Genomic DNA, 21745 nt, shown 5'->3' on the forward strand with positions numbered 1-21745 from the left:
ACCGACACCTCAGGGAGGGGCCGCATCGGTGCTCCGGCCCGTGTCACGATGTGACCGCACAAAGACGGAGGAGCCGGTGACGGCAGCAAAACTGGAGTCGGGAAGGCGGTCGGCGATGGCCACCGAAGGGACAGCCACGGAAGGCGAGAGCGGGACGGCGAACCGTACCGCACGCGTCCCCAAGTACTACCGGCTCAAGCGGCATTTGCTCGCGATGACCGAAACCATGCCACCGGGCACGCCGGTCCCGCCGGAACGCACGCTCGCGGCCGAATTCGACACCTCGCGCACCACGGTGCGCCAGGCGCTCCAGGAACTGGTCGTCGAGGGAAGGCTGGAGCGCATCCAAGGCAAGGGGACCTTCGTCGCCAAACCCAAGGTCTCCCAGGCCCTTCAACTGACCTCCTACACGGAGGACATGCGGGCACAGGGCCTCGAACCCACCTCGCAACTGCTGGACATCGGCTACGTCACGGCCGACGACACCCTGGCCGGACTCCTGGACATCGCCACCGGTGGACGCGTCCTGCGCATCGAGCGGCTGCGGCTCGCCAGCGGCGAACCCATGGCCATCGAGACCACTCATCTGTCCGCCAAGCGCTTTCCCGCACTCCGACGCTCGCTCGTCAAGTACACCTCCCTCTACACCGCCCTGGCGGAGGTGTACGACGTGCACCTCGCCGAGGCCGAAGAGACCATCGAGACCTCGCTGGCCACACCCCGCGAGGCAGGCCTGCTCGGAACCGACGTCGGACTGCCCATGCTGATGCTCTCCCGCCATTCTCTCGCCGCCAACGGTGAACCCGTCGAATGGGTGCGCAGCGTCTACCGCGGGGATCGTTACAAGTTCGTGGCCCGGCTCCAAAGACCAACCAGTGGGCGCTGACTGGCGGACTGCGCACCGACGACGCTGACGGGGTCTTACGCTCGCCCGGGTGACCACCGTAGATTCCGTGCACATTGCACAGGTGACCTACGAGGGGACGAGAGCCGTGACAGAGCCGGCAGTGACCAAGAAGACCGACACGACCGAGCACGGGGCGCCCGAGGAGGGTTCCGGGCGCCCCACGCCGAAGTCGATCGCCCTGTGGTCCCTGGTCGCCCTGGTGGGTGCGGCCGGCTGGAGCTTATTGGCCCTGTCCCGGGGCGAAGAAGTCTCCGCGGCCTGGATGCTCGCCGCCGCGCTCGGCTCCTACGCCATCGCCTACCGCTTCTACGCGCGCTTCCTCCAGTACCGGGTGCTGCGGGCGGACCGGAGCAGGGCGACGCCGGCCGAACGCCTCGACAACGGTGTCGACTTCCACCCGACGGACCGACGGGTGCTCTTCGGCCACCACTTCGCCGCGGTCGCCGGCGCGGGCCCGCTGGTCGGACCGGTCCTCGCGGCACAGATGGGCTACCTGCCCGGCACGATCTGGCTGGTCGTCGGAGTCATCTTCGCCGGCGCCGTCCAGGACATGGTCACGCTGTTCTTCTCCACCCGCCGCGACGGCCGTTCCCTCGGCCAGATGGCCCGGGACGAGATCGGACCGGTCGGCGGCGCAGCCGCCCTGGTCGCCGTCTTCGCCATCATGATCATCCTGCTGGCGGTGCTGGCCCTGGTCATCGTGAACGCGCTGGCGCACTCGCCCTGGGGCGTCTTCTCGATCGGCATGACCATCCCCATCGCCCTCTTCATGGGCGTCTACCTGCGCGTCCTACGGCCCGGACGGATCACCGAAGTATCCGTCATCGGTGTCGCGCTCCTGCTGCTCGCCATCGTCGCCGGCGGCTGGGTGGCCGAGTCCTCCCTGGCCGACACCTTCACCCTGGAGCCGGGCACCCTGGTCATCTGGATGATCGGCTACGGATTCCTGGCCTCGGTGCTGCCCGTCTGGATGCTGCTCGCCCCCCGCGACTACCTCTCCACCTTCATGAAGGTCGGCACCATCGGTCTGCTGGCCCTGGGAGTCGTCATCGCGATGCCCACGCTGAAGATGGACGCGGTCACCGAGTTCGCCGGCCGTGGTGACGGCCCGGTGTTCGCCGGCTCGATGTTCCCGTTCGTCTTCATCACCATCGCCTGCGGAGCACTCTCCGGCTTCCACTCCCTGGTCTCCTCGGGCACCACCCCGAAGATGATCCAGAAGGAGACGCAAGTCCGGATGATCGGTTACGGCGCCATGTTGACCGAGTCCTTCGTCGCCATCATGGCCATGATCACGGCCTGCATCATCGACCCCGGCCTCTACTTCGCCATCAACTCCCCCGGCGGCGTCGTGGGGACCACCGTGGAAGCCGCATCCCAGGCAGTGACCGGTCTCGGCTTCACCATCTCCCCCGAGGCCCTCGCCCAGGCAGCCAAGGACGTCGAGGAAACCAGCCTGCTCTCCCGTACCGGCGGCGCACCGACCTTCGCGCTCGGAATGTCGGAGATCTTCTCGGCCGTCCTCGGTGGCGCCGGCATGAAGGCCTTCTGGTACCACTTCGCCATCATGTTTGAGGCCCTGTTCATCCTCACCACCGTGGACGCCGGTACCCGGGTGGGTCGCTTCATGCTCCAGGACACCCTCGGCAATCTCTACCGGCCCTTCCGCCAGGTGAGCTGGAAGCCCGGCGTATGGCTCGCCAGCGCCTTCGTGGTCGGCGGCTGGGGCTACTTCCTGTGGGTGGGCGTGCACGACCCGCTGGGCGGGATCAACCAGCTGTTCCCCCTGTTCGGCATCGCCAACCAACTTCTCGCCGCCGTCGCCCTGGCGGTGTGCACCACCTTGCTGGTGAAGTCGGGTCGGCTGAAGTGGGCCTGGGTGACGGCCGTCCCGCTGGCGTGGGACGCCACCGTGACGCTCACGGCCAGCTATATGAAGATCTTCTCCGCCGATCCCCGGGTCGGGTTCTTCGCACAGCGGGACAAGTACCAGGCGGGCATCGACGCCGACCAGATCCTGCCCCCCGCCAAGACCATGGCCGACATGCACACCGTGGTCACCAACTCCACGGTGGACGGAGTGCTCTCGGCATTCTTCGCACTCCTGATCATCGTGGTGCTCGCCGACGCCGCCCGGACCTGCTTCAAAGCCATCAGCAGCCCCGAAACCGTCCAGCTAGCCGAAGCACCCTACGTCCGTTCCGCCTTCCTCGCGCCGGACGGCCTCTTCCCCAGCAAACGGGAGAGAGCCGAGTTCGCCGCCGCGGGCCTGGGACCCCAAGGCGGCCAGCCGAAGGAATACGTGTCCGCATGAGCCCCCTCGACCCCCGCCCCACAGCCCTGAGCCCCCTGCGGAGTCTGCGGCAGGTGCTCTCCCGAGTGCGCTGGTACGTGCACGAGTTCACCGGCGAGGCAGCCTACGACCACTACCTTGCCCATGTGCACCGTCAGGACCCGGGCGCGAGGGCCCTCACCCGGCGCGCCTTCGAACGCGCCCGCACCGACGCCCGCGAGGGCGACCCCCGCGAGGGCTTCCGCTGCTGCTGAGTCCCGTCCCAAGAAGGGCTCCGTCTCCCGTCCCGGAGAGGCGGAGCCCTTCTTCTTCGGCGGTCGCCCCACCGGGCGGGACCGCCCAGCAGTAGCGCAGAGGTACGACGTGAGACGGTGCGTCGCCACGCGCGACACAACATGTGGGGGGTAACGCATCAACAGGCCCCCACATGTATGCTCATCCTCGCTGTCGCCGCAGGGGAATCCGGTGTGAATCCGGAACTGTCCCGCAACGGTATGACGTGTGCGCTCTTGCGTATGCCGGGAGTCCGAGGACCTGCCGACGGCGTACCCGGGTCGACCGAACCGGGTACCGATTTCGTCCGGGCCTCGCGGTGGGCCGGCGGACGCTGCGCGAAGTACCGGCTGCCCGCCCCGAGGGGGCCTCGTCAGGTACGTCCGCACGCGCTCCCCCGTGCCCCGCCTCCGAGTCATCCGGAGCCGAGCGAGGGAGAGCCCACCCCGTGACCATCGCGCCTTCCGCACCGCGAGCCGCGTCCGACACCGACCCCACCGCTGTGGGAGCCGTCACGGAGGGCCCCGGCACCACCCTGCTGCGCACTCTCACCGACCTCACCGCCGACCTCCCCGACGCCGACCCCGGCCGAGTCGCAGCCGCCGCCCTGCGCGGCCGGAGCGCGTCGGCCGACGAGAGCGAACTGCGGGCGCTGGCCACCGAAGCAGCTGCCGGGCTCATCTCCGAGGACCCCGCCTACTCCCGGCTCGCCGCCCGTCTGCTCACCCTGGCCGTCGCCGAAGAGGCCGCCGGCCAGGGAGCGGTGTCCTTCTCCGGCTCGGTGGCCGTGGGCCACCGGGAGGGCCTCATCGCCGACCGCACCGCCGCGTTCGTCGCGCAGCACGCGGCCCGGCTCGACGCCCTGGTCGCCAACGCCCTGGCAGAGGGCGCTGACGACCGCTTCGGGTATTTCGGGCTGCGCACCCTGCACAGTCGCTACCTGCTGCGCCACCCCATCACCCGACAGGTCGTGGAGACCCCGCAGCACTTCATGCTGCGGGTGGCCTGCGGTCTGGCCGAGGACGACAGCCCGCGCGCCGTGGACGAGGTGGCCTCCCTCTACCAGTTGATGAGCCGGCTGGACTACCTGCCCTCCTCGCCGACCCTGTTCAACTCCGGTACCCGGCACCCGCAGATGTCCTCCTGCTACCTGCTGGACTCCCCGCTGGACGAGCTCGACTCGATCTACGACCGCTACCACCAGGTCGCGCGTCTTTCGAAGCACGCCGGCGGCATCGGCCTCTCCTACTCCCGCATCCGCGCCCGTGGTTCGCTGATCCGCGGGACCAACGGCCATTCCAACGGCATCGTCCCCTTCCTCAAGACCCTGGACGCCTCGGTAGCCGCCGTGAACCAGGGAGGCCGCCGCAAGGGCGCCGCCGCGGTGTACCTGGAGACCTGGCACGCCGACATCGAGGAGTTCCTTGAGCTGCGTGACAACACCGGTGAGGACCAGCGCCGTACCCACAACCTGAACTTGGCGCACTGGGTGCCCGACGAGTTCATGCGCCGGGTCAACGCCGACGCCCAGTGGTCGCTGTTCTCGCCGGCCGACGTGCCCGAGCTGGTCGACCTGTGGGGTGAGGAGTTCGACGCCGCCTACCACCGGGCGGAGGCCGCTGGCCTGGCCCGCAAGACCATGCCGGCCCGTGACCTCTACGGGCGCATGATGCGCACCCTGGCGCAGACCGGCCAGGGGTGGATGACCTTCAAGGACGCCTCCAACCGCACGGCGAACCAGACCGCTGAACCGGGCACGGTGGTCCACTCCTCCAACCTGTGCACCGAGATCATCGAGGTGACCAACGACGGCGAGACCGCGGTCTGCAACCTCGGCTCAGTCAACCTCGGCTCCTTCGTCAACCGCGGTGCCGCCGACGGGCAGGAGCCCATCGACTGGGAGCGGCTGGACCGGACCGTCCGCACCGCCGTGACCTTCCTCGACCGCGTGGTGGACATCAACTTCTACCCGACCGAGCAGGCCGGCCGCTCCAACGCGCGCTGGCGCCCGGTGGGCCTGGGCGCGATGGGCCTCCAGGACGTGTTCTTCCAACTGCGGATGCCCTTCGACTCCCCCGAGGCGAAGGCCCTGTCCACGAAGATCTCCGAGCGGATCATGCTGGCCGCCTACGAGGCCTCCGCCGACCTCGCCGAACGTCACGGCCCGCTGCCCGCCTGGGCCCAGACCCGGACGGCACGAGGCGTGCTGCACCCCGACCACTACGGGGTCCAGAACAACTGGCCGGAGCGCTGGGAGGCGCTGCGCGCCCGCATCGCGCGTACGGGTATGCGCAACTCTCTGCTGCTCGCGATCGCGCCGACCGCGACCATCGCCTCCATCGCCGGCGTCTACGAGTGCATCGAACCGCAGGTCTCCAACCTCTTCAAGCGTGAGACTCTCAGCGGCGAGTTCCTCCAGGTGAACTCCTACCTGGTCGCCGAGCTGAAGGAGCTGGGCGTGTGGGACACGCAGACCCGTGAGGCGCTGCGCGAGTCCAACGGCTCGGTGGCGGGCTTCTCCTGGATCCCGGCCGAGGTCCGGGCGTTGTACCGGACCGCCTGGGAGCTGCCGCAGCGTTCGCTGATCGACATGGCCGCGGCCCGCACCCCGTACCTGGACCAGAGCCAGTCGTTGAACCTGTTCCTGGAGACGCCCACCATCGGCAAGCTCAGCTCGATGTACGCCTACGCCTGGAAGCAGGGGCTGAAGACCACGTACTACCTGCGCTCCCGCCCTGCCACCCGGATCGCCCGCGCCGCCCAGGGCTCCGCCCCAGCCACGGCCACCATCCCCGTACAGCAGGCGGCGACCGACGCCGACGCGCTCGCCTGCTCCCTTGAGAACCCCGAGTCCTGCGAGGCCTGCCAGTAATGTCCACCCCCAGCAACTCCGTGAAGAACCTGCTCGACCCGGGCTTCGAGCTGACCCTGCGCCCCATGCGCTACCCGGACTTCTACGAGCGCTACCGGGACGCGATCAAGAACACCTGGACCGTGGAGGAGGTCGACCTCCATTCGGACGTCGCCGACCTCGGCAAGCTGACGCCGGCCGAACAGCACATGATCGGCCGTCTGGTCGCGTTCTTCGCCACGGGTGACTCGATCGTCGCGAACAACCTGGTGCTGACGCTGTACAAGCACATCAACTCCCCCGAGGCGCGGCTGTACCTCTCGCGCCAGCTGTTCGAGGAGGCCGTGCACGTCCAGTTCTACCTGACCCTGCTGGACACCTACCTGCCTGACCCGGACGACCGCGCCGCCGCCTTCGCCGCCGTGGAGAACATCCCCTCCATCCGCGAGAAGGCCCAGTTCTGCTTCCGGTGGATGGACTCGGTCGAGAAGATCGAGCGGCTGGAGGACCAGTCGGACCGGCGTCGCTTCCTGCTGAACCTGATCTGCTTCGCCGCGTGCATCGAGGGCCTGTTCTTCTACGGGGCCTTCGCCTACGTGTACTGGTTCCGCAGCCGTGGTCTGCTGCACGGCCTGGCCACCGGCACCAACTGGGTGTTCCGTGACGAGACCATGCACATGAACTTCGCCTTCGAGGTCGTCGACACGGTCCGCAAGGAGGAGCCGGAGCTGTTCGACGAGAAGCTCCAGCAGCAGGTCACCGACATGATCAAGGAGGCTGTGGAGGCGGAGCTCCAGTTCGGCCGCGATCTGTGCGGGGAGGGCCTGCCGGGCATGAACACCCAGTCCATGCGCGAGTACTTGGAGTGCGTGGCTGACCAGCGCCTGGTGCGCCTGGGCTTCCCGCCGGTCTACGGCTCGCAGAACCCGTTCTCCTTCATGGAGTTGCAAGGCGTGCAGGAGCTGACCAACTTCTTCGAGCGGCGCCCGTCCGCCTACCAGGTCGCCGTGGAGGGCACGGTCGACCTGGACGAGGACTTCTAGGGCTGCCCTGGTCCAGAACGCGCAGAGGGCGGGACCCGTCTGTCGACGGTCCCGCCCTCTGCGGTTCGCGCGGTGTGGCCGCAACGCCTGTTGCGAACACCCCAAGCCAGTGCGGAACACGGCTCGGGGCAGGAAACGGGTCAGTCGTTCGGCACGGTCTCGTAGCGCGGCGTGCCCTCGGCCATCTGCCGCAGGGCGTCCTTGCGCTCGCGCTTGGAGAGCCGGTCGATGTAGAGACGGCCGTACAGGTGGTCGGTCTCGTGCTGGAGGCAGCGGGCGAAGTAGCCGGTGCCACGTACCTTGATCGGGTTGCCCTCGGCGTCCTGGCCGTGCACCACCGCGTAGTCCGGACGGGCTAGCGAGGCGTAGGCGGTGGGAACCGACAGGCAGCCCTCGTTGGAGTCGTCGAGGATGCGCTGGTCAGCGGGCAGGTCCAGCAGGACTGGGTTGACGACCACGCCGGTGTGGCGAAGACCCTCGTCATCGGGGCAGTCGTAGACGAAGACCTTCAGGTCCACGCCGATCTGGTTGGCGGCCAGTCCCACGCCCTCGGCGGCCTTCTGACTGGCGAACATGTCGTCGATGAGCGCGGCGAGCTTCTCATCGAACTCGGTGACCTCCCGGCACTCCCGGTGGAGCACCGGGTTTCCCACGACGGTGATGGGGCGCGCCGTACCGCGCTCGCGATGGGCGAGCTCACGGGCCTCGCAGTCCTGCGTGTCCACGACGAAGCCGTCGTTCGCCCCTACGGCCCCGGTGGTCTCGTCGACCTGCTCGTCGGTCCCCTGCTGCGCCATGTCCGCCGTACGCCTTCCCTGAAATCCTGCTGCGTGTGCCGGTACAGCCTAGTCGGTGGCGGGCTGCCGGGCCGCGGGTACGCGATCCTCGCCGGGGAAAGGGCGGGCGCTGACCCCGGGGCGGCGAGCAGGGTCAGCAGACCTCTTCGAGGTCGCGCCACTCACGGGTGTCGGGGCTGTCGGCGACCCAACCGTCCAAGAGGCCGCGCACCAACCCGGCCGGGGCGGCGATGCCGCATTCGCGCTCGGCCACCCAGAGTGAACCCGAGCCGGCGGTCCGGTGCCCCAACGGGCCCGGGTGACCCGGCTCGCTGTGGTCGTGTGGGTCTTGGTGCTCCTCGTCGCCCTCACCGCTGGGCATCCGGCTCTCCGAACAGATGCGGCACAGCAGCCGCACGGAAGAGGACCAGTCCTCGGCGGCGAATCCGGCGTCTGCGGCGAGTTGTTCCAGTGCGTCCCGATCCTCCTCACCGGCCGCCTGGAGCAGGACCACCCAGGTGGGAACAGGTGAGGGAGCCCACAGCTCGATCTCGTCGAACACCGGGTAGGCGGGCCCCGCCGCCGTCACCCGCTCTCCGTGCGGTACCCCGTCGTGCAGCACCACCTCACCCCAGCGCCTCCCGGAGGAGGGCAGCGGGATGGACAGCACCTCCATGCGGGCCGGGTCCAGCCTGCGCCCCCAGACCACCTCCGCCTCACCCTCGGGCGAGAGCCGGACTGCGGCGCTCCCCAGGTCCATGCCGGTGGGCTCACCGGATGAGGAGTGGTCGCCGGGCACCCTCAGTCCGTATGCCTGCCAGGCCCGACGGGCGAGCGGCCAGTCCTGCAGGGCGGTGGCGGCGATCCCCACGTTCCACCAGTCGGGGGCGCCGGCCTCCCGGTCCAGCAGCGCAACGGCCCGAAGTCCGGCGGCACGCGCCTGCTCCCAGTCGTGCCGGAACTTGTGCAGCAGAGCCAGGTTGAACCAGGACTCCGAAAGCCAGGGCTCCAGGTCGGCCGCCCGGGTAAGCAGCGCGCCCGCGTCCTCGTACCGGCCGTCGCCGATCAGCGTGAACGCGCGGTCGGTGGCCTGCCGCCACGAGGCGGATGGCCGATGCCGTACCTTCCCGAAGATCCTCACGATTCCCGCCTGCCGGTCCTGCACGGTTGCTGTGGACACTCTCTCTTCGCATCCAACCATGCCCACTTCCCCGCCCGCTCATTACCCATGGGTTACCTCGGAGCCCCCGGCGTCGGGGACCGGTGAGGGGCCGGGTGGTACACACCAGCGGGGCCGGCCCGTCAGGGGGCACACGGGACGACCGGGAGCCGGGTGCGGTCCGGGGGCGGTTGAGCACCGCCGGCGCGGGATCGAACGGTTCCAGCAAACCGCCATGACGCCACATCGCGCCCGGGCCCCGGTCGAACCTTCTGGTTCGCGGGGCCCGTGGGGAAGAACTGCTTGGGGAAAACCTGCTTCAGGTCTCGTTGGGAGTCGCTGTGACGTCGTGCTCGGGGACGGCCTGTCCGGACCTGATCAGTTCGATCCGGCCCATCACCTTGGAACGCAGGTCGGTCGGCACGTCGTCCGAACCGCAGCAGCGCTTCACCAACTTCTTGACCGCTTGTTCCAGTCCGTACTTCTCCAAGCACGGACTGCACTCTCCGAAGTGGGTTTCGAACTTGGTGCAGTCGCTGTCCGGCATCTCGTGGTCGAGGAACTCGTAGAGGTGGTCCAGGACCTCAGAGCAATCAGTCTCATGCGGATCTCCGCAGCTCATGACCCCGAGCCTTTCGCGTCGTTCGACTCTCCCGCCCCAGCGGGGACCAGTCCGCGCTCCCGCGCGTAGTCCTCCAGCATGCCGCGGAGTTGACGGCGGCCACGGTGCAGTCGCGACATGACCGTGCCGATGGGTGTACCCATGATGTCCGCGATCTCCTTGTACGCAAAGCCCTCCACGTCCGCGAGATACACGGCGATCCGGAACTCCTCCGGGATGGCCTGCAGCGCTTCCTTCACGTCGGAGTCCGGCAGGTGGTCCAGGGCCTGTGACTCGGCGGAACGCAAGCCGGTGGACATGTGCGACTCGGCGCGGGCCAGCTGCCAGTCCTCGATCTCCTCGGCCGCGGAGCGCTGCGGCTCGCGCTGCTTCTTGCGGTACGAGTTGATGAAGGTGTTGGTCAGGATCCGGTACAGCCAGGCCTTCAGGTTGGTTCCCTCACGGAACTGGTGGAAGGAGCCGTACGCCTTCGCGTAGGTCTCCTGCACGAGGTCCTCCGCATCGGCCGGGTTACGCGTCATCCGCAGCGCAGCCGAATACATCTGGTCGAGGAAGCCGAGGGCGTCCCGCTCGAAGCGCGCATTTCGCTCGGCGGTCGTCTCCTCCGCGTGGCCTTCGTCGGTCCCAGTGACAGGACCCACCTCCTCCGACACCGTGGCGGGACCGTGGGCGGACCCGCTCGAATCGGAGAATAGTCGACCCTCCTGGCCCTCTGCCGCCCGAACCGACGCCTTCCGGGGTGCCGCGAGCACCGTCCACTCCAGGTCAGAGGCCTGGTGACGGTCGGGGCAGATGGTCGCGGCCATGCGTTCCCTCTTCCTGATGCGAGTACCTTCACGTTCCGACACCAGGCACAACAGAGGCTCTCTGCCTCGCATTCCCAGGGCCTCGGGGCATTTCGAGCAGGACCCGTTACGGGAGCGGGCGGGACGGACGGCGGCAGCGTCCAGCGCCCACCCCGGCGCTCCGCCGGCCGGCTCGCAGCGCACGGCAACTGCGACCGGGCCGCTCCACCGCCAGGGGTACGCCGGGCGCGAAACCTCGCCGCCGGCATCGCGCGGGCGGGTTTGCCGGCCCTGCTCAGCGCAGCGCGCCGAGCCACCGCCCCACCGCGCTCGTGATCACTTCCAAGGTCTCCTGCTGCCCGACGGCCGCCCGCTTGGGCACGGCGAAGCCGTGATCGGCGAAGGGAACCGCGGTCATCTCGAACCGCCCCGGCCCGAACTCCTGCGGACGCCCGAACGGATCCCGCTCCCCCTGCACCACAAGCACCGGCAGCCCCTCGGCGACGACCCCGATCAGCTCCTGCACCCTGGACCGCTCCGGCTTGCCGGGCGGATGGAGGGGGAAACCCAGTGCGAGCACCGCATGTGCACCGACCTCCGCGGCGGTACGACAGGCGACCCGGGCCCCGGCACTGCGCCCGCCGGCCACCACCGGCACAGCCGAGGCGGTCAAACTTGGCCACAGCGCTCGCCAACCCATGTCCAACACCCGGGCGGACGCAGCCACCTTCTTGCCCGCCACCCGCCAGGGCTGCTCCACCAAGGCGACGCTCACACCGTGGGCTGGAAGCGCCCCCGCCAGAGCCTTCAGGTCGCGAGCTTCGATGCCGCCGCCGGCACCGTGTCCCAAGGCCAGGACGAGATGGGCGTCTGGCGCGGGGTACCAGGTGATTCGGGCAGGACCGGCGGGTGTTTCGACGAGCTCGCGGCGGTCGGGAGTGGCGGGGTGCTCCGGGTCGGAGGCCGAGGAGGTCATGTCCCCATCCTGCCGGCCGCTGCGGAGACGGGCGGGCAGCGCCCCGCTCGCCACCGTCTCCCGACGGCGCCGTCAGGGCTCAGAACAGTGTTCCCACCTCTGGCGCGGCCAGCTCTTCGACGAGCTCCGGCCCGTTGTTGCGGACGTTGCTGACCGCGCTCGACACCGCGAACGCCCGCATCAGCCCGCCCGGCGGGGGGTCGAGCAGCCCTCGAAGCAGCTCGGGATCCGTTCGGCTCGGGTCGAGCCAGGCGTCCCATCGCTCGGGGGTGAGCATCAACGGCATCCGCGGATGGATGTCCGCCAGCGCCCTCGGGCCTTCGGCAGGGGACACCGCCAACGGGGTGGTCTCCGCCTCCGTGGTGATCACGGAGCAGGTCACCCACCAGGCCAGGGGGTGGGCGTCCGGCAACGTCCGGTCCCGCCAGAACTCGTAGATCCCCGCCATGGCGAACACTGAGCCGTCAGCCGGGGTGACGAAGTACGGCTGCTTGCGGGCGCGCTTCTTCTTGCCCTCCACCTCCAGTTGCCGTTCGTCCGATCCGGTCACCCACTCGTAGTAGCCGTCGGCCGGGATGAGGCAACGCCGCTGGGCGAAGGGCCGCCGGAAGGAGGGCTTCTCGTGCAGCGTCTCCGCCCGCGCGTTGATCATTCGGGCGGCGCCCTCGGGGTTCTTGGCCCAGGAGGGAACCAGACCCCACTTGAGGACGCGCAGCTGGCGAACCGGACGCGGGCCGGCGGCGTCCTTCAAGGGACGGTCGAGCACCGCGTACACCTCTTTGGTGGGTGCCACGTTCCAGTCGGGTGCCAGCGTCTCCTTCGGTTCCCATGTCTCGACGCCGAAGACGTCCACCAGTTCCTCCGGCCGCCGACTGGCCGCATACCGTCCGCACATAGGTGCCAGACTGCCACCTCCGCCCCCTAGCCCCCAAGGATCCGGCCACTCAATGGACAGAAGTACGACTCTGGACGGCCTGTGGGACCGCCTCACCGGCATACAGACCGCTCCCGCCCAGTGGTTGGTGATCGCCACCGCGGTCGCCGCCCTGGCCGCCGTGGCCCCGCGTCCGCTCTGGCGGATCTCCCGGAACGCGATCACGATCGCCCACGAGGGCGGCCACGGCCTGGTGGCCCTGTTGACCGGGCGAAGGCTGGACGGGATCCGACTGCACTCGGACACCAGCGGGCTGACCGTCAGCCGCGGTCGGCCCACTGGCCTTGGCATGATCTTGACGGCGGCGGCCGGGTACACCGCCCCGTCGCTGTTGGGGTTGGGCGGGGCCTGGCTGCTGTCGGCCCACCGCATCACCCTGCTGCTGTGGGTGGCGACCGCGTTGCTCGTGGCGATGCTGATGATGATCCGCAACGCTTACGGCGCCCTGACCGTGCTCCTGACCGGCGGCACCTTCCTGCTGGTGTCCTGGCTGGCCAACAGCGAGGTGCAGGCCGCCTTCGCCTTCGCGGTGGTGTGGTTCCTGCTGATCGGCGGGGTCCGGCCGGTCTTCGAGCTCCAGGCCAAGCGCCGGCACGGGGGCGCCCCGGACTCCGACGCCGACCAGCTCGGACGTCTGACCCACGTTCATCCCGCGATGTGGTTGTTCCTCTTCCACGCGGTGGCCCTGTGTTCCCTGCTGGGCGGCGGGCGATGGCTGCTCGGACTGTGAGACGGACCTGACCCAGGGGCCATGATCAAGATCTGCCGGGTGGGTAGGGCACTAAAGTAAGGGCCATGACCGAGACCCCCGCGCTGCCTGCTCTCTGGCCCGCTCCGCACGCCACCAGCCCCGTCGACGCGTCCGTCACCGTGCCGGGCTCCAAGTCGGTCACCAACCGCGCCCTGGTGCTCGCCTCGCTCGCCGCCGAGCCGGGTTGGGTGCGCCGGCCCTTGCGCTCGCGTGACTCGCAGTTGATGTCGGACGCGCTGCGCGCGCTGGGAGTGGGGATCGAGGAGACCGTCTCCTCCAGCTCCGCCGCCGGCGAGGACGGGGAGGCCTGGCGGGTCATCCCTGCCGGACTGCACGGGCCGGCCACCGTGGACGTCGGCAACGCGGGCACGGTCATGCGTTTCCTGCCGCCGGTGGCAGCCCTCGCGGACGGGCCCATTCGCTTCGACGGCGACCCGCGTTCGTACGAGCGCCCCCTCGGCCAGGTGATCTCTGCCCTGCGCGCTCTCGGTGCCCGGATCGACGACGACAACCGCGGCGCCCTTCCGATGACGGTGTTCGGTGGTGGCGCCCTGGAGGGCGGCACCGTGGAGATCGACGCCTCCTCTTCCTCGCAGTTCGTCTCCGCGCTGCTGCTATCGGCCCCCCGCTTCAACAACGGCGTGGAGGTCCGGCACGTGGGGAGCACCCTGCCCTCGCTGCCGCACATCAGGATGACGGTGGAGATGCTGCGCGCCGCCGGCGCCCAGGTCGACACCCCCGAGTCAGGGGGCGAGGCGAACGTGTGGCGGGTCTCCCCCAGTGCGGTGCGGGGCCGCGACCTCGTCGTGGAGCCCGACCTGTCCAATGCGCAGCCCTTCCTGGCCGCCGCACTGATCACCGGCGGCACCGTCACCGTCCCCGACTGGCCGAGCCGTACCACCCAGCCTGGTGACGCGCTGCGAACGATCTTCACCGAGATGGGTGGCACCTGCGAGCTCACCGACGCGGGCCTCGTCTTCACCGGTGGCGGCAAGATCCACGGCATCGATGTGGATCTGAGCGAGGTCGGAGAGCTGACCCCGGGCATCGCCGCTGTAGCGGCACTGGCCGACTCCCCCTCGACCCTGCGCGGGGTGGCCCACCTGCGCCTGCACGAGACCGACCGGCTGGCCGCGCTCACCAAGGAGATCAACGAGCTCGGCGGCGACGTCACGGAGACCGCGGACGGATTGCACATCCGCCCGCGCCGGCTGCACGGCGGCGTGTTCCACACCTACGACGACCACCGGATGGCCACCGCTGGTGCGGTCATCGGCCTGGCGGTGGCGGGCGTGCAGATCGAGAACGTCGCGACCACGGCCAAGACCCTGCCCGACTTCCCGCGGATGTGGACCGAGATGCTCGCGGGATCGGGAGCGTAGAACCATGCGCCGGTACGGCAAGAACCCCGACGAGGACGATGTCCGCGTCCGCCCCAACCGCAAGGGAAACCGCCCACGGACCAGCATCAGGCCCAAGCACGAGGACGCTTCCGAAGGCTTCGTGCTCACCGTGGACCGTGGCCGGCTGACCTGCCTCGTCGGGGACCGCACGATCGTGGCGATGAAGGCCCGGGAGCTCGGCCGCAAGGCCGCCGTGGTCGGCGACCGGGTCTGGATCGTCGGCGACCTGACGGGACGCAAGGACACCCTCGCGCGGATCGTCCGGATCGAGGAGCGAAGCTCCGTTCTGCGCCGCACCGCGGACGACGACGACCCCTTCGAGCGGGTGGTGGTCGCCAATGCCGATCAGCTCGCCATCGTCACCGCGCTGGCCGACCCCGAGCCCCGGCCCCGAATGATCGACCGGTGCCTGGTGGCGGCCTACGACGCGGGGCTCCAACCGCTGCTGGTACTCACCAAGTCCGATCTGGCCTCAGCGGACAAGCTGCTGGAGACCTACGCCACCCTCGGGGTGACCTACGTGGTCACCAACCGGGAGCAGCTTGCGACCGGAGACGCCGCCGACCGCGTCCGGGACCGGCTGGAAGGCCGGGTGACGGCCTTCGTCGGACACTCCGGAGTGGGCAAGACCACCCTGGTCAACTCCCTGGTCGCAGAGGACCGGCAGCGCGCCACCGGACACGTCAACGCGGTGACCGGACGAGGTCGGCACACCACCACCTCGGCGCTGGCCCTGCCGTTGCCCGGACGGGACGGCTGGGTGATCGACACTCCGGGCGTGCGCTCCTTCGGGCTGCATCACATCGACGCCTCCCGGGTCATCCACGCCTTCCCCGACCTGGTCCCCGGCACTGAGGGGTGCCCGAGGGCGTGCAGTCACGACGAGCCGGAGTGCGCGCTGGATGCCTGGGTCGAGGAGGGGCATGCCGATCCGGCCCGGCTGTACTCGCTGCGCCGGCTGCTCGCGACACGCGAAAGGCGTGAGGGAGACTGACGTTTGCCGCCGGGCGTGTCTGGTAAATGCATAGTCGCGTTGAGAGTGGCTGGTCCAGGGCGCCGAATCAGGTGAGCGAGGACAGACCGACCACACGGGGCAGTCACCGAACATGCGGGGAGGCATTCATCATGGCGTGGCTGCTGGTCGTGGTCGCCGGGCTGTTGGAAACCGGGTTCGCCGTGTGCCTCAAGCTCTCCCACGGCTTCACGCGTCTTTGGCCCACCGTCGCGTTCGCTGCCTTCGCGATCGGCAGTTTCGGCCTCCTCACCCTCGCGCTGCGCAAACTGGACGTGGGCCCGGCGTACGCCGTGTGGACCGGAATCGGCGCAGCCGGAACCGCGATCTACGGGATGATCTTCCTGGGCGACCTCGTCTCCACGCTGAAAATCGTCTCGATCTCGCTGGTCATCGTCGGGGTCATCGGGCTTCAACTCTCCGGATCGGCGCAGTGATCGGTCGCTTCGCCGTCCCAGGGGCCGAACAGGACACGGAAGGCCCCTTCACCCATCCCCTCCTCCGTGGCGCCCCCTCCCGGCGGCGCCACGACGTAGGACAGGGCGAGCCGGACCACCAACTCGCAGTGCCGCAGTCCGTCCTGCCCGCAGTTCAGCGCGTGGGCCAGACGGTCGCGCACCGCCAGGGACAGCTCCGTGGGTGAGGGCACTCCGGCGTCGGCCCGCCGCTGGGCCGGCACCAGCGCCGGGGCGTGTGGCCGTACCGGCTGGGGCGTGGGCAGTCGGCTGTCCCAACAGCCGGTGAGCAGGGCCCGCACCAGCGGGTGGGCGCGGGCGGCTCGTACGGTCCATTCGACTACCGCCGTCATCTGCTCGCGCGGGTGCTCCGCCGCCGCCAGAGCCTGGTCCACCCCGCGCAGGAACATGTCGGTCTCGCGCCGTACCAATGCCCTGGCCAGTCCGTCCTTGCCGCCGAACTCGTTGTAGAGCGTCTGTCTGGATACCCCGGCCACGGCTGCGACCTCCACCATCCGCACCTTCGGCCAGGAATGTGCCGCTATCGCCAGATGGGCCGCATCGAGCAAGGACTCCCGTGCTGTCGGCATCATCGCCTCCCGCATCGCTTCCCCGCGCCTGCCAGACTTGACGGGCCTCGGCGGGCTGTCAATGGGCCCCGCGATACTGTTCGGCCATGCTCGACTACGACGATGATCTCCGCCTTGCCCACGTGCTCGCAGACGCCGCCGACGCCACGACGATGGAGCGCTTCAAGTCGCTGGACCTGAAGGTGGATACCAAGCCGGACATGACGCCGGTGACGGAGGCGGACCGGGCCGCCGAAGAGATCATCCGCAGCCAGTTGCAGCGCGCCCGCCCCCGGGACGCGATCCTCGGTGAGGAGTACGGGGTGCAGGGCAGCGGCCCGCGCCGCTGGGTCGTCGACCCCATCGACGGGACGAAGAACTACGTGCGCGGGGTGCCGGTCTGGGCCACGCTGATCTCCCTGATGGTGCAGGGCGAACACGGCTTCCGGCCGGTTCTCGGAGTGGTGTCGGCGCCGGCTCTGGGACGCCGCTGGTGGGCGGCGCAAGGGCGGGGCGCCTACACCGGCCGCTCACTGACCTCCGCGAGCCGGATCGGGGTGTCGAAGGTCGGCCGCCTCGCGGACGCCTCCTTCGCCTATTCCTCCCTGAGCGGATGGGAGGAACGCGGGCGGCTCGACGGCTTCCTGGACCTCACCCGCGCCTGCTGGCGGACCCGCGGATACGGCGACTTCTGGTCGTACATGATGGTCGCCGAGGGCTCGGTGGACATGTGCGCGGAGCCGGAGCTCTCGCTCTGGGACATGGCCGCCAACGCCATCGTGGTGCAGGAGGCAGGTGGCCGCTTCACCAGTCTGGCGGGCGTGGACGGAGTCGACGGAGGCGATGCGGCGGCCTCGAACGGTCTGCTCCACTCGGATCTGCTGGGCCACCTCGGTCCGCGCGCCTGAGCGCCATACCGCGAATCCGTGGCTTCGCCGGGCTTCATGAGCCCTCTGCTCCGGCGAAGTGCGCCCACACGACCGGCAGCACCGTACGTGCACCCTTGATGACCCTGAGTGTTCGTGCAATCCTGAGGATCCCGCCGCTTGTGCATTTGTGAAGCATTTCTCGTGCGCTCCAGACGCATTCCCGGCGGCGGGGAATCGCCCTAGGAGGTGGCTCTCTCGATGCTCGTCCGTGACGCCATGAGCACGCTGATCCTCACGCTCGGCCCAGCCCACACCATTCGACAGGCAGCCCAGTTGATGTCCGGCCGGAGAGTGGGCGCAGCCGTCGTCCTCGACCCCGAGCACAGCGGGATCGCCATCCTGACCGAGCGCGACATCCTCGACTCAATCGGCGCGGGCCACAACCCAGATCTTGAGACGGTCGGGGCCCACATGACCAACGACGTCGTTTTCGCCGCGCCTATGTGCACCCTCGAAGAGGCGGCCCGGGCCATGACCAAAGGGGGCTTCCGACACCTGGTCGTGCTCGACGACGGCGGCCCGGTCGGCATCGTCTCGGTCCGCGACATCGTCCGCAGCTGGCTTCCGGCCCGCAGCGGCGTGACGGTCTGAATCCGCGGTCTGGCGCTGCGCAGAGCCGCGCCGGCGGGCCGGAACCCACCAGGGAGTTCCGGCCCGCCGGCTACGGCACACGCGTGATTCAGCCGCGCAGGGCCTGGACCGCAGCCTCCAGCCGCTTGCCGAAGTCACCGTCCGCCTGCCGGAAGTTGCCGATCGCGCGCTCGGCGATGTCGTCCCGGGAGACCTTGGCGATGAAGCCCGCAAGGTTCTCGACCAGGCGCCCCTTCTCGGCTTCGGACATCAGGCGGTAGAGGTCTCCCGCCTGCACGAAGTCACTGTCCTCCCGATGCGTGGGGGCGGCGTGGTTGCCCGTACCTCCGGTCACCGGGGTGGCCTGCCACAGCGGCCGGTCCGTTTGGTGCGGGCCGCCGAAGCTGTTCGGCTCGTAGTTCTTGGTGCCCTTGTGGCGGCCGTCGTACAGGAAGCCGTCGCGGGAATTGGTCCGGGCCTCCGTCGCGTGCGGACGGTTCACCGGCAGGTGGTCGGCATTGATTCCGACGCGGTAGCGGTGGGCGTCGCCGTAGGCGAACAGACGCCCCTGGAGCATCTTGTCCGGGGACGGGCCGATCCCGGGCACGAAGTGGGCCGGGCTGAAGATGGACTGCTCGACCTCGGCGAAGACGTTCTCCGGGTTGCGGTTGAGCTCCAGCTTGCCGATCTCGATCGGCGGGTAGTCCTCGTGCGGCCAGACCTTGGTGAGGTCGAACGGGTTGAAGCGGTACTCGGCCGCCTCGGCGGCGGGCATGATCTGGACCTGCACGGTCCAGGTCGGGAAGTCGCCGCGCTCGATGGCCTCACGCAGATCACGCTGGTGCGAGTCGGGGTCCTCACCGGCGAGCCTGTTGGCCTCGGCCTGGGTGAGGTTCCTGATGCCCTGGTCGGTCTTGAAGTGGTACTTGACCCAGAAGACCTCGCCGGCCGCGTTGTTCCACTGGAAGGTGTGCGAGCCGTAACCGTTCATGTGGCGGTAGGAGGCCGGGATGCCGCGGTCCCCGAACAGCCAGGTCACCTGGTGGGTGGACTCGGGGGAAAGTCCCCAGAAGTCCCACACGTTGTCCGCTTCCTGGGAACCGGTGTACGGGTCGCGCTTCTGGGTGTGGATGAAGTCCGGGAACTTGATGGCGTCCTTGATGAAGAACACCGGGGTGTTGTTGCCGACGAGGTCGTAGTTGCCCTCTTCGGTGTAGAACTTCAGCGCCCAGCCCCGCGGGTCGCGGACCGCGTCGGCCGCACCGAGGTTGCCCGCCACGGTGGAGAAGCGCAGGAACGTCTCCGTCTGCTTACCGACCTCCGACAGGAACGCGGCTCGGGTCCACTGCGAGACGTCCCGGGTCAGGGTGAAGGTGCCGTAAGCACCCGCTCCACGGGCGTGCACCACCCGCTCCGGAATGCGCTCGCGGTTGAAGTGCGCGAGCTTCTCCAGCAGCAGCTGGTCCTGGACCAGAACTGGACCGCCGAGGCCTGCGGTCTCGCTGTTCTGGTTGTCGGCAACCGGGGCTCCGGCCTCCGTGGTGAGCGGTCCCTGCGTCACGTGCGCCTCCTGCGTCTTGCCTGCCGGTCCTGTCCTTGGCATTTGCCGTACTCGATCCTACGATGGACTTTGTCTAAGTCAAGTAAGCATCCAAGTCCACACCGGTTCGGGAACTGGCTCCCCTCGCTGTTAGGCTGACTCCCATGAGTGACCTGCTGGAACGACTTCGCGGACGCGGATGGCGCATGACCGCACAGCGGCGTGTCGTGGCCGAGGTGCTCGACGGGGACCACGTGCACCTGACGGCCGACGAAGTACACGCACGCGCTGTGGCCAAACTGCCGGAAATCTCCCGTGCGACGGTCTACAACACGCTGGGCGAGCTCGTGACTCTCGGCGAGGTCCTCGAAGTCTCGACGGACCGCCGGGCCAAGCGCTACGACCCCAACGCGCACCAGCCGCACCAGCACCTGGTCTGCGCCCAGTGCGGAGCCATTCGCGATGTGCACCCGGCCGGCGACCCCCTGTCCGACCTTCCGGACTCAGAGCGGTTCGGCTTCACGATCTCCGGCGTCGAGGTCACCTACCGAGGCCTGTGCCCGCACTGCGCCACCAGCCCGTAAGAGCCGTCGGGCACTCGGCTGCTTCGTGAACCACCTCAAGCCCGTCCCGTAGCGGAGCAGTGGAAGGTGCGCGCACCTGGAGTCCGGCCGAGCGGAAGACCGCGACCCTACCCCGGGCAAGGGCAGTTCCCCGCCGCCACTTCAAGCGGTCGACACTGCGCTCGACGATGCTGCGCTGCCCGTGCGGTTCACCGCGCGGCCGTTGACGCGGCCTGCCGCTCGTGCTGGCGCCCCCAGCGGGGTCAGCCAACGACACACAGGCGGATGGGGCACCCGACCTGACGAAACCGCTCAGGAATCCGACGAACCCGCAGAGGCCGCCACGCCGGTCGGCGAGCCACCCGGTCGATCGCCCAGCAGCAGGAAGATCCCGCAGAGGCCACCAGCCAACCAGCTGGCCAACGCCCACGCCCCCCAGCCGAAGCCCCACACCACGACGAAGACGACGACCGCCGTGGTGAGACCGGCGACAGCGGCCCGCCTCGGGCCATGGCCGGCATCCCACTCACGGCGCAGTACGCCAGAACGCCGCCATGCCCTCCAAAACAGGACACCGACGACGGCGGCTTCCACCGCGACAGACCAAAGCGGAACCGGCGACAGACCGTCCGACCCCGCCCCGCCCCGCCACACATCCAGCAGCCCGCTGGCCAGGACGGCCGGACCGGCCAGGGCGAACACCCCGGCCAGCAAGCGGAAGAAGCCGACGCCCACCACTGGCACGCCGGCGCCGCCGAACGGCAGGACGGCCAGGGACAACGCGTGGAAGCGGTGAGCAGCTCCGCGAAAATCCGTCGCGACGATCCAGCCGAAGGCCGTCGCGAACACCCCCCAGGCCACGAAGAACAACGCACCCCTCCCTTCGCTACGCATCCGCCCCGGCCGGCACCGACACCGGCTGTGCTCGCCACGCTATACCGACGTCGCCGACTGCCGGCATGCCGCACTCCGGCAAGGTGGGGGCCGACCGGATGCCGGACGGTCGACCGGGCACGAGCGCGTCCCGCACGGCGGCCGAGGACTCGACTGACAGGGCCCGTCGCGGACGTGCAAGGCCCTCAGCCCAGGTCGGCCTTCGGTTTCGGACGCGATCCAAACGAGAAACGCGCGCTCAACACCCCGCGGCAACCGAGTCGGCGATGTGGCCCGCACACCTCACACACGAGGAAGGCCCGGATCCATTGGATCCGGGCCTTCCTCTTCAGTAGCGGGGACAGGATTTGAACCTGCGACCTCTGGGTTATGAGCCCAGCGAGCTACCGAGCTGCTCCACCCCGCGGCGATGAACCCAACCTTACGGGACGCCCCCGACC

General features: G+C 69.3%; 21 protein-coding genes, 1 tRNA gene and 1 riboswitch. Of the genes, 12 read left to right on the forward strand and 10 right to left on the reverse strand.

The features are described 5' to 3' along the window. Window positions 1-115 precede the first annotated feature (115 nt). From ACFYMC_RS10085 to ACFYMC_RS10105, 5 genes are all read left to right on the forward strand, one after another. A complete protein-coding gene (locus ACFYMC_RS10085) occupies window positions 116-886 on the forward strand; it encodes a GntR family transcriptional regulator (RefSeq protein ID WP_388521843.1) in 771 nt (256 codons plus the stop codon). 193 nt (window positions 887-1079) lie between these two features. Further along, entirely contained in the window at window positions 1080-3221 is a 2142-nt protein-coding gene (locus tag ACFYMC_RS10090) for a carbon starvation CstA family protein (RefSeq protein WP_388521846.1), read from the forward strand. Continuing rightward, on the forward strand, window positions 3218-3454 hold the full coding sequence (locus tag ACFYMC_RS10095) for a YbdD/YjiX family protein (RefSeq protein ID WP_388521636.1): 237 nt from the start codon (window positions 3218-3220) through the stop codon (window positions 3452-3454). The genes ACFYMC_RS10090 and ACFYMC_RS10095 overlap by 4 nt, the downstream gene beginning before the upstream one ends. Before the next feature lie 202 nt (window positions 3455-3656). Then, window positions 3657-3735: riboswitch (cobalamin riboswitch) on the forward strand. A gap of 186 nt (window positions 3736-3921) precedes the next feature. Continuing rightward, window positions 3922-6345 (forward strand): ribonucleoside-diphosphate reductase subunit alpha, encoded by a 2424-nt coding sequence (locus tag ACFYMC_RS10100; RefSeq protein ID WP_388521638.1) that lies wholly within the window; start codon window positions 3922-3924, stop codon window positions 6343-6345. Further along, window positions 6345-7367, forward strand: coding sequence for a ribonucleotide-diphosphate reductase subunit beta (locus ACFYMC_RS10105; protein ID WP_388521641.1), 1023 nt, complete (start codon window positions 6345-6347; stop codon window positions 7365-7367). The genes ACFYMC_RS10100 and ACFYMC_RS10105 overlap by 1 nt, the downstream gene beginning before the upstream one ends. Before the next feature lie 140 nt (window positions 7368-7507). On the opposite strand, the gene def is transcribed toward ACFYMC_RS10105, so the two are convergent. The 6 genes from def to ACFYMC_RS10135 all read right to left on the reverse strand — a co-directional run bounded on the left by def (window position 7508) and on the right by ACFYMC_RS10135 (window position 12580). Then, on the reverse strand, window positions 7508-8164 hold the full coding sequence (gene def / locus ACFYMC_RS10110) for a peptide deformylase (protein WP_388521643.1): 657 nt from the start codon (window positions 8162-8164) through the stop codon (window positions 7508-7510). 133 nt (window positions 8165-8297) lie between these two features. Continuing rightward, window positions 8298-9284: a tetratricopeptide repeat protein gene (locus ACFYMC_RS10115; protein ID WP_388521848.1), complete on the reverse strand. Its 987-nt coding sequence runs from the start codon at window positions 9282-9284 to the stop codon at window positions 8298-8300. A 337-nt stretch (window positions 9285-9621) separates the two neighbouring features. Further along, window positions 9622-9924: a mycothiol system anti-sigma-R factor gene (gene rsrA, locus ACFYMC_RS10120; RefSeq protein WP_388521646.1), complete on the reverse strand. Its 303-nt coding sequence runs from the start codon at window positions 9922-9924 to the stop codon at window positions 9622-9624. Continuing rightward, entirely contained in the window at window positions 9921-10565 is a 645-nt protein-coding gene (locus ACFYMC_RS10125) for a sigma-70 family RNA polymerase sigma factor (RefSeq protein WP_388521850.1), read from the reverse strand. Before ACFYMC_RS10125 ends, rsrA begins: the two co-directional genes overlap by 4 nt. A gap of 439 nt (window positions 10566-11004) precedes the next feature. Next, window positions 11005-11685 carry an alpha/beta family hydrolase gene (locus tag ACFYMC_RS10130; RefSeq protein WP_388521648.1) on the reverse strand — a complete coding sequence of 227 codons (681 nt, stop codon included), beginning with the start codon at window positions 11683-11685 and terminating at the stop codon, window positions 11005-11007. A gap of 79 nt (window positions 11686-11764) precedes the next feature. After that, entirely contained in the window at window positions 11765-12580 is an 816-nt protein-coding gene (locus ACFYMC_RS10135) for an SOS response-associated peptidase (protein WP_388521651.1), read from the reverse strand. Between the two features lie 52 nt (window positions 12581-12632). Between ACFYMC_RS10135 and ACFYMC_RS10140 the strand changes: the two genes are divergently transcribed. The 4 genes from ACFYMC_RS10140 (at window position 12633) to ACFYMC_RS10155 (ending at window position 16222) form a co-directional block, all read left to right on the forward strand. Next, a complete protein-coding gene (locus ACFYMC_RS10140; RefSeq protein WP_388521654.1) occupies window positions 12633-13349 on the forward strand; it encodes a M50 family metallopeptidase in 717 nt (238 codons plus the stop codon). A 65-nt stretch (window positions 13350-13414) separates the two neighbouring features. Further along, window positions 13415-14752 (forward strand): 3-phosphoshikimate 1-carboxyvinyltransferase, encoded by a 1338-nt coding sequence (aroA, locus tag ACFYMC_RS10145; RefSeq protein WP_388521657.1) that lies wholly within the window; start codon window positions 13415-13417, stop codon window positions 14750-14752. A 4-nt stretch (window positions 14753-14756) separates the two neighbouring features. After that, window positions 14757-15767 (forward strand): ribosome small subunit-dependent GTPase A, encoded by a 1011-nt coding sequence (gene rsgA / locus ACFYMC_RS10150; RefSeq protein ID WP_388521660.1) that lies wholly within the window; start codon window positions 14757-14759, stop codon window positions 15765-15767. Window positions 15768-15898: 131 nt separating this feature from the next. Beyond that, window positions 15899-16222 (forward strand): DMT family transporter, encoded by a 324-nt coding sequence (locus tag ACFYMC_RS10155; protein ID WP_388521663.1) that lies wholly within the window; start codon window positions 15899-15901, stop codon window positions 16220-16222. Here ACFYMC_RS10155 and ACFYMC_RS10160 read toward each other — a convergent pair. Further along, complete coding sequence (locus tag ACFYMC_RS10160) at window positions 16198-16830, reverse strand: TetR/AcrR family transcriptional regulator (RefSeq protein ID WP_388521666.1); 633 nt, start codon at window positions 16828-16830, stop codon at window positions 16198-16200. The genes ACFYMC_RS10155 and ACFYMC_RS10160 overlap by 25 nt on opposite strands. A gap of 86 nt (window positions 16831-16916) precedes the next feature. On the opposite strand from ACFYMC_RS10160, the gene hisN reads away from it, so the two are divergent. After that, window positions 16917-17717, forward strand: a complete 801-nt coding sequence (gene hisN, locus ACFYMC_RS10165) for a histidinol-phosphatase (protein ID WP_388521669.1) — start codon at window positions 16917-16919, stop codon at window positions 17715-17717. A 219-nt stretch (window positions 17718-17936) separates the two neighbouring features. Further along, the gene (locus ACFYMC_RS10170; protein ID WP_388521672.1) at window positions 17937-18329 is read left to right on the forward strand and encodes a cyclic nucleotide-binding/CBS domain-containing protein; all 393 of its coding nucleotides are present in this window, start codon (window positions 17937-17939) and stop codon (window positions 18327-18329) included. 88 nt (window positions 18330-18417) lie between these two features. Here the strand turns inward: ACFYMC_RS10170 and ACFYMC_RS10175 are convergent, their stop codons facing one another. Further along, complete coding sequence (locus tag ACFYMC_RS10175) at window positions 18418-19911, reverse strand: catalase (protein ID WP_388521675.1); 1494 nt, start codon at window positions 19909-19911, stop codon at window positions 18418-18420. 101 nt (window positions 19912-20012) lie between these two features. Here ACFYMC_RS10175 and ACFYMC_RS10180 point away from each other — a divergent pair, with 101 nt between their 5' ends. Further along, the gene (locus ACFYMC_RS10180) at window positions 20013-20432 is read left to right on the forward strand and encodes a Fur family transcriptional regulator (RefSeq protein ID WP_388521677.1); all 420 of its coding nucleotides are present in this window, start codon (window positions 20013-20015) and stop codon (window positions 20430-20432) included. Window positions 20433-20723: 291 nt separating this feature from the next. Here the strand turns inward: ACFYMC_RS10180 and ACFYMC_RS10185 are convergent, their stop codons facing one another. After that, entirely contained in the window at window positions 20724-21272 is a 549-nt protein-coding gene (locus ACFYMC_RS10185) for a hypothetical protein (RefSeq protein ID WP_388521852.1), read from the reverse strand. Window positions 21273-21637: 365 nt separating this feature from the next. Continuing rightward, window positions 21638-21711, reverse strand: a tRNA-Met gene (locus ACFYMC_RS10190). Window positions 21712-21745 lie beyond the last annotated feature (34 nt).

Origin of the sequence: Streptomyces sp. NPDC006879 (assembly GCF_042869595.1) — a bacterium.
Classification (GTDB): Bacteria; Actinomycetota; Actinomycetes; order Streptomycetales; family Streptomycetaceae; genus Streptomyces.

What these genes read in the sequence shown, in the direction of transcription:
- ACFYMC_RS10095 (WP_388521636.1), top strand. Translation starts at nt 3,218, where the DNA reads ATGAGCCCCCTCGACCCCCGCCCCACAGCCCTGAGCCCCCTGCGGAGT.
- ACFYMC_RS10160 (WP_388521666.1), bottom strand. Translation starts at nt 16,830, where the DNA reads ATGCCGACAGCACGGGAGTCCTTGCTCGATGCGGCCCATCTGGCGATA.
- ACFYMC_RS10170 (WP_388521672.1), top strand. Translation starts at nt 17,937, where the DNA reads ATGCTCGTCCGTGACGCCATGAGCACGCTGATCCTCACGCTCGGCCCA.
- rsgA (WP_388521660.1), top strand. Translation starts at nt 14,757, where the DNA reads ATGCGCCGGTACGGCAAGAACCCCGACGAGGACGATGTCCGCGTCCGC.
- ACFYMC_RS10180 (WP_388521677.1), top strand. Translation starts at nt 20,013, where the DNA reads ATGAGTGACCTGCTGGAACGACTTCGCGGACGCGGATGGCGCATGACC.
- aroA (WP_388521657.1), top strand. Translation starts at nt 13,415, where the DNA reads ATGACCGAGACCCCCGCGCTGCCTGCTCTCTGGCCCGCTCCGCACGCC.
- ACFYMC_RS10140 (WP_388521654.1), top strand. Translation starts at nt 12,633, where the DNA reads ATGGACAGAAGTACGACTCTGGACGGCCTGTGGGACCGCCTCACCGGC.
- ACFYMC_RS10130 (WP_388521648.1), bottom strand. Translation starts at nt 11,685, where the DNA reads ATGACCTCCTCGGCCTCCGACCCGGAGCACCCCGCCACTCCCGACCGC.
- ACFYMC_RS10175 (WP_388521675.1), bottom strand. Translation starts at nt 19,911, where the DNA reads ATGCCAAGGACAGGACCGGCAGGCAAGACGCAGGAGGCGCACGTGACG.
- def (WP_388521643.1), bottom strand. Translation starts at nt 8,164, where the DNA reads ATGGCGCAGCAGGGGACCGACGAGCAGGTCGACGAGACCACCGGGGCC.
- ACFYMC_RS10135 (WP_388521651.1), bottom strand. Translation starts at nt 12,580, where the DNA reads ATGTGCGGACGGTATGCGGCCAGTCGGCGGCCGGAGGAACTGGTGGAC.
- rsrA (WP_388521646.1), bottom strand. Translation starts at nt 9,924, where the DNA reads ATGAGCTGCGGAGATCCGCATGAGACTGATTGCTCTGAGGTCCTGGAC.
- ACFYMC_RS10105 (WP_388521641.1), top strand. Translation starts at nt 6,345, where the DNA reads ATGTCCACCCCCAGCAACTCCGTGAAGAACCTGCTCGACCCGGGCTTC.
- hisN (WP_388521669.1), top strand. Translation starts at nt 16,917, where the DNA reads ATGCTCGACTACGACGATGATCTCCGCCTTGCCCACGTGCTCGCAGAC.
- ACFYMC_RS10155 (WP_388521663.1), top strand. Translation starts at nt 15,899, where the DNA reads ATGGCGTGGCTGCTGGTCGTGGTCGCCGGGCTGTTGGAAACCGGGTTC.
- ACFYMC_RS10085 (WP_388521843.1), top strand. Translation starts at nt 116, where the DNA reads ATGGCCACCGAAGGGACAGCCACGGAAGGCGAGAGCGGGACGGCGAAC.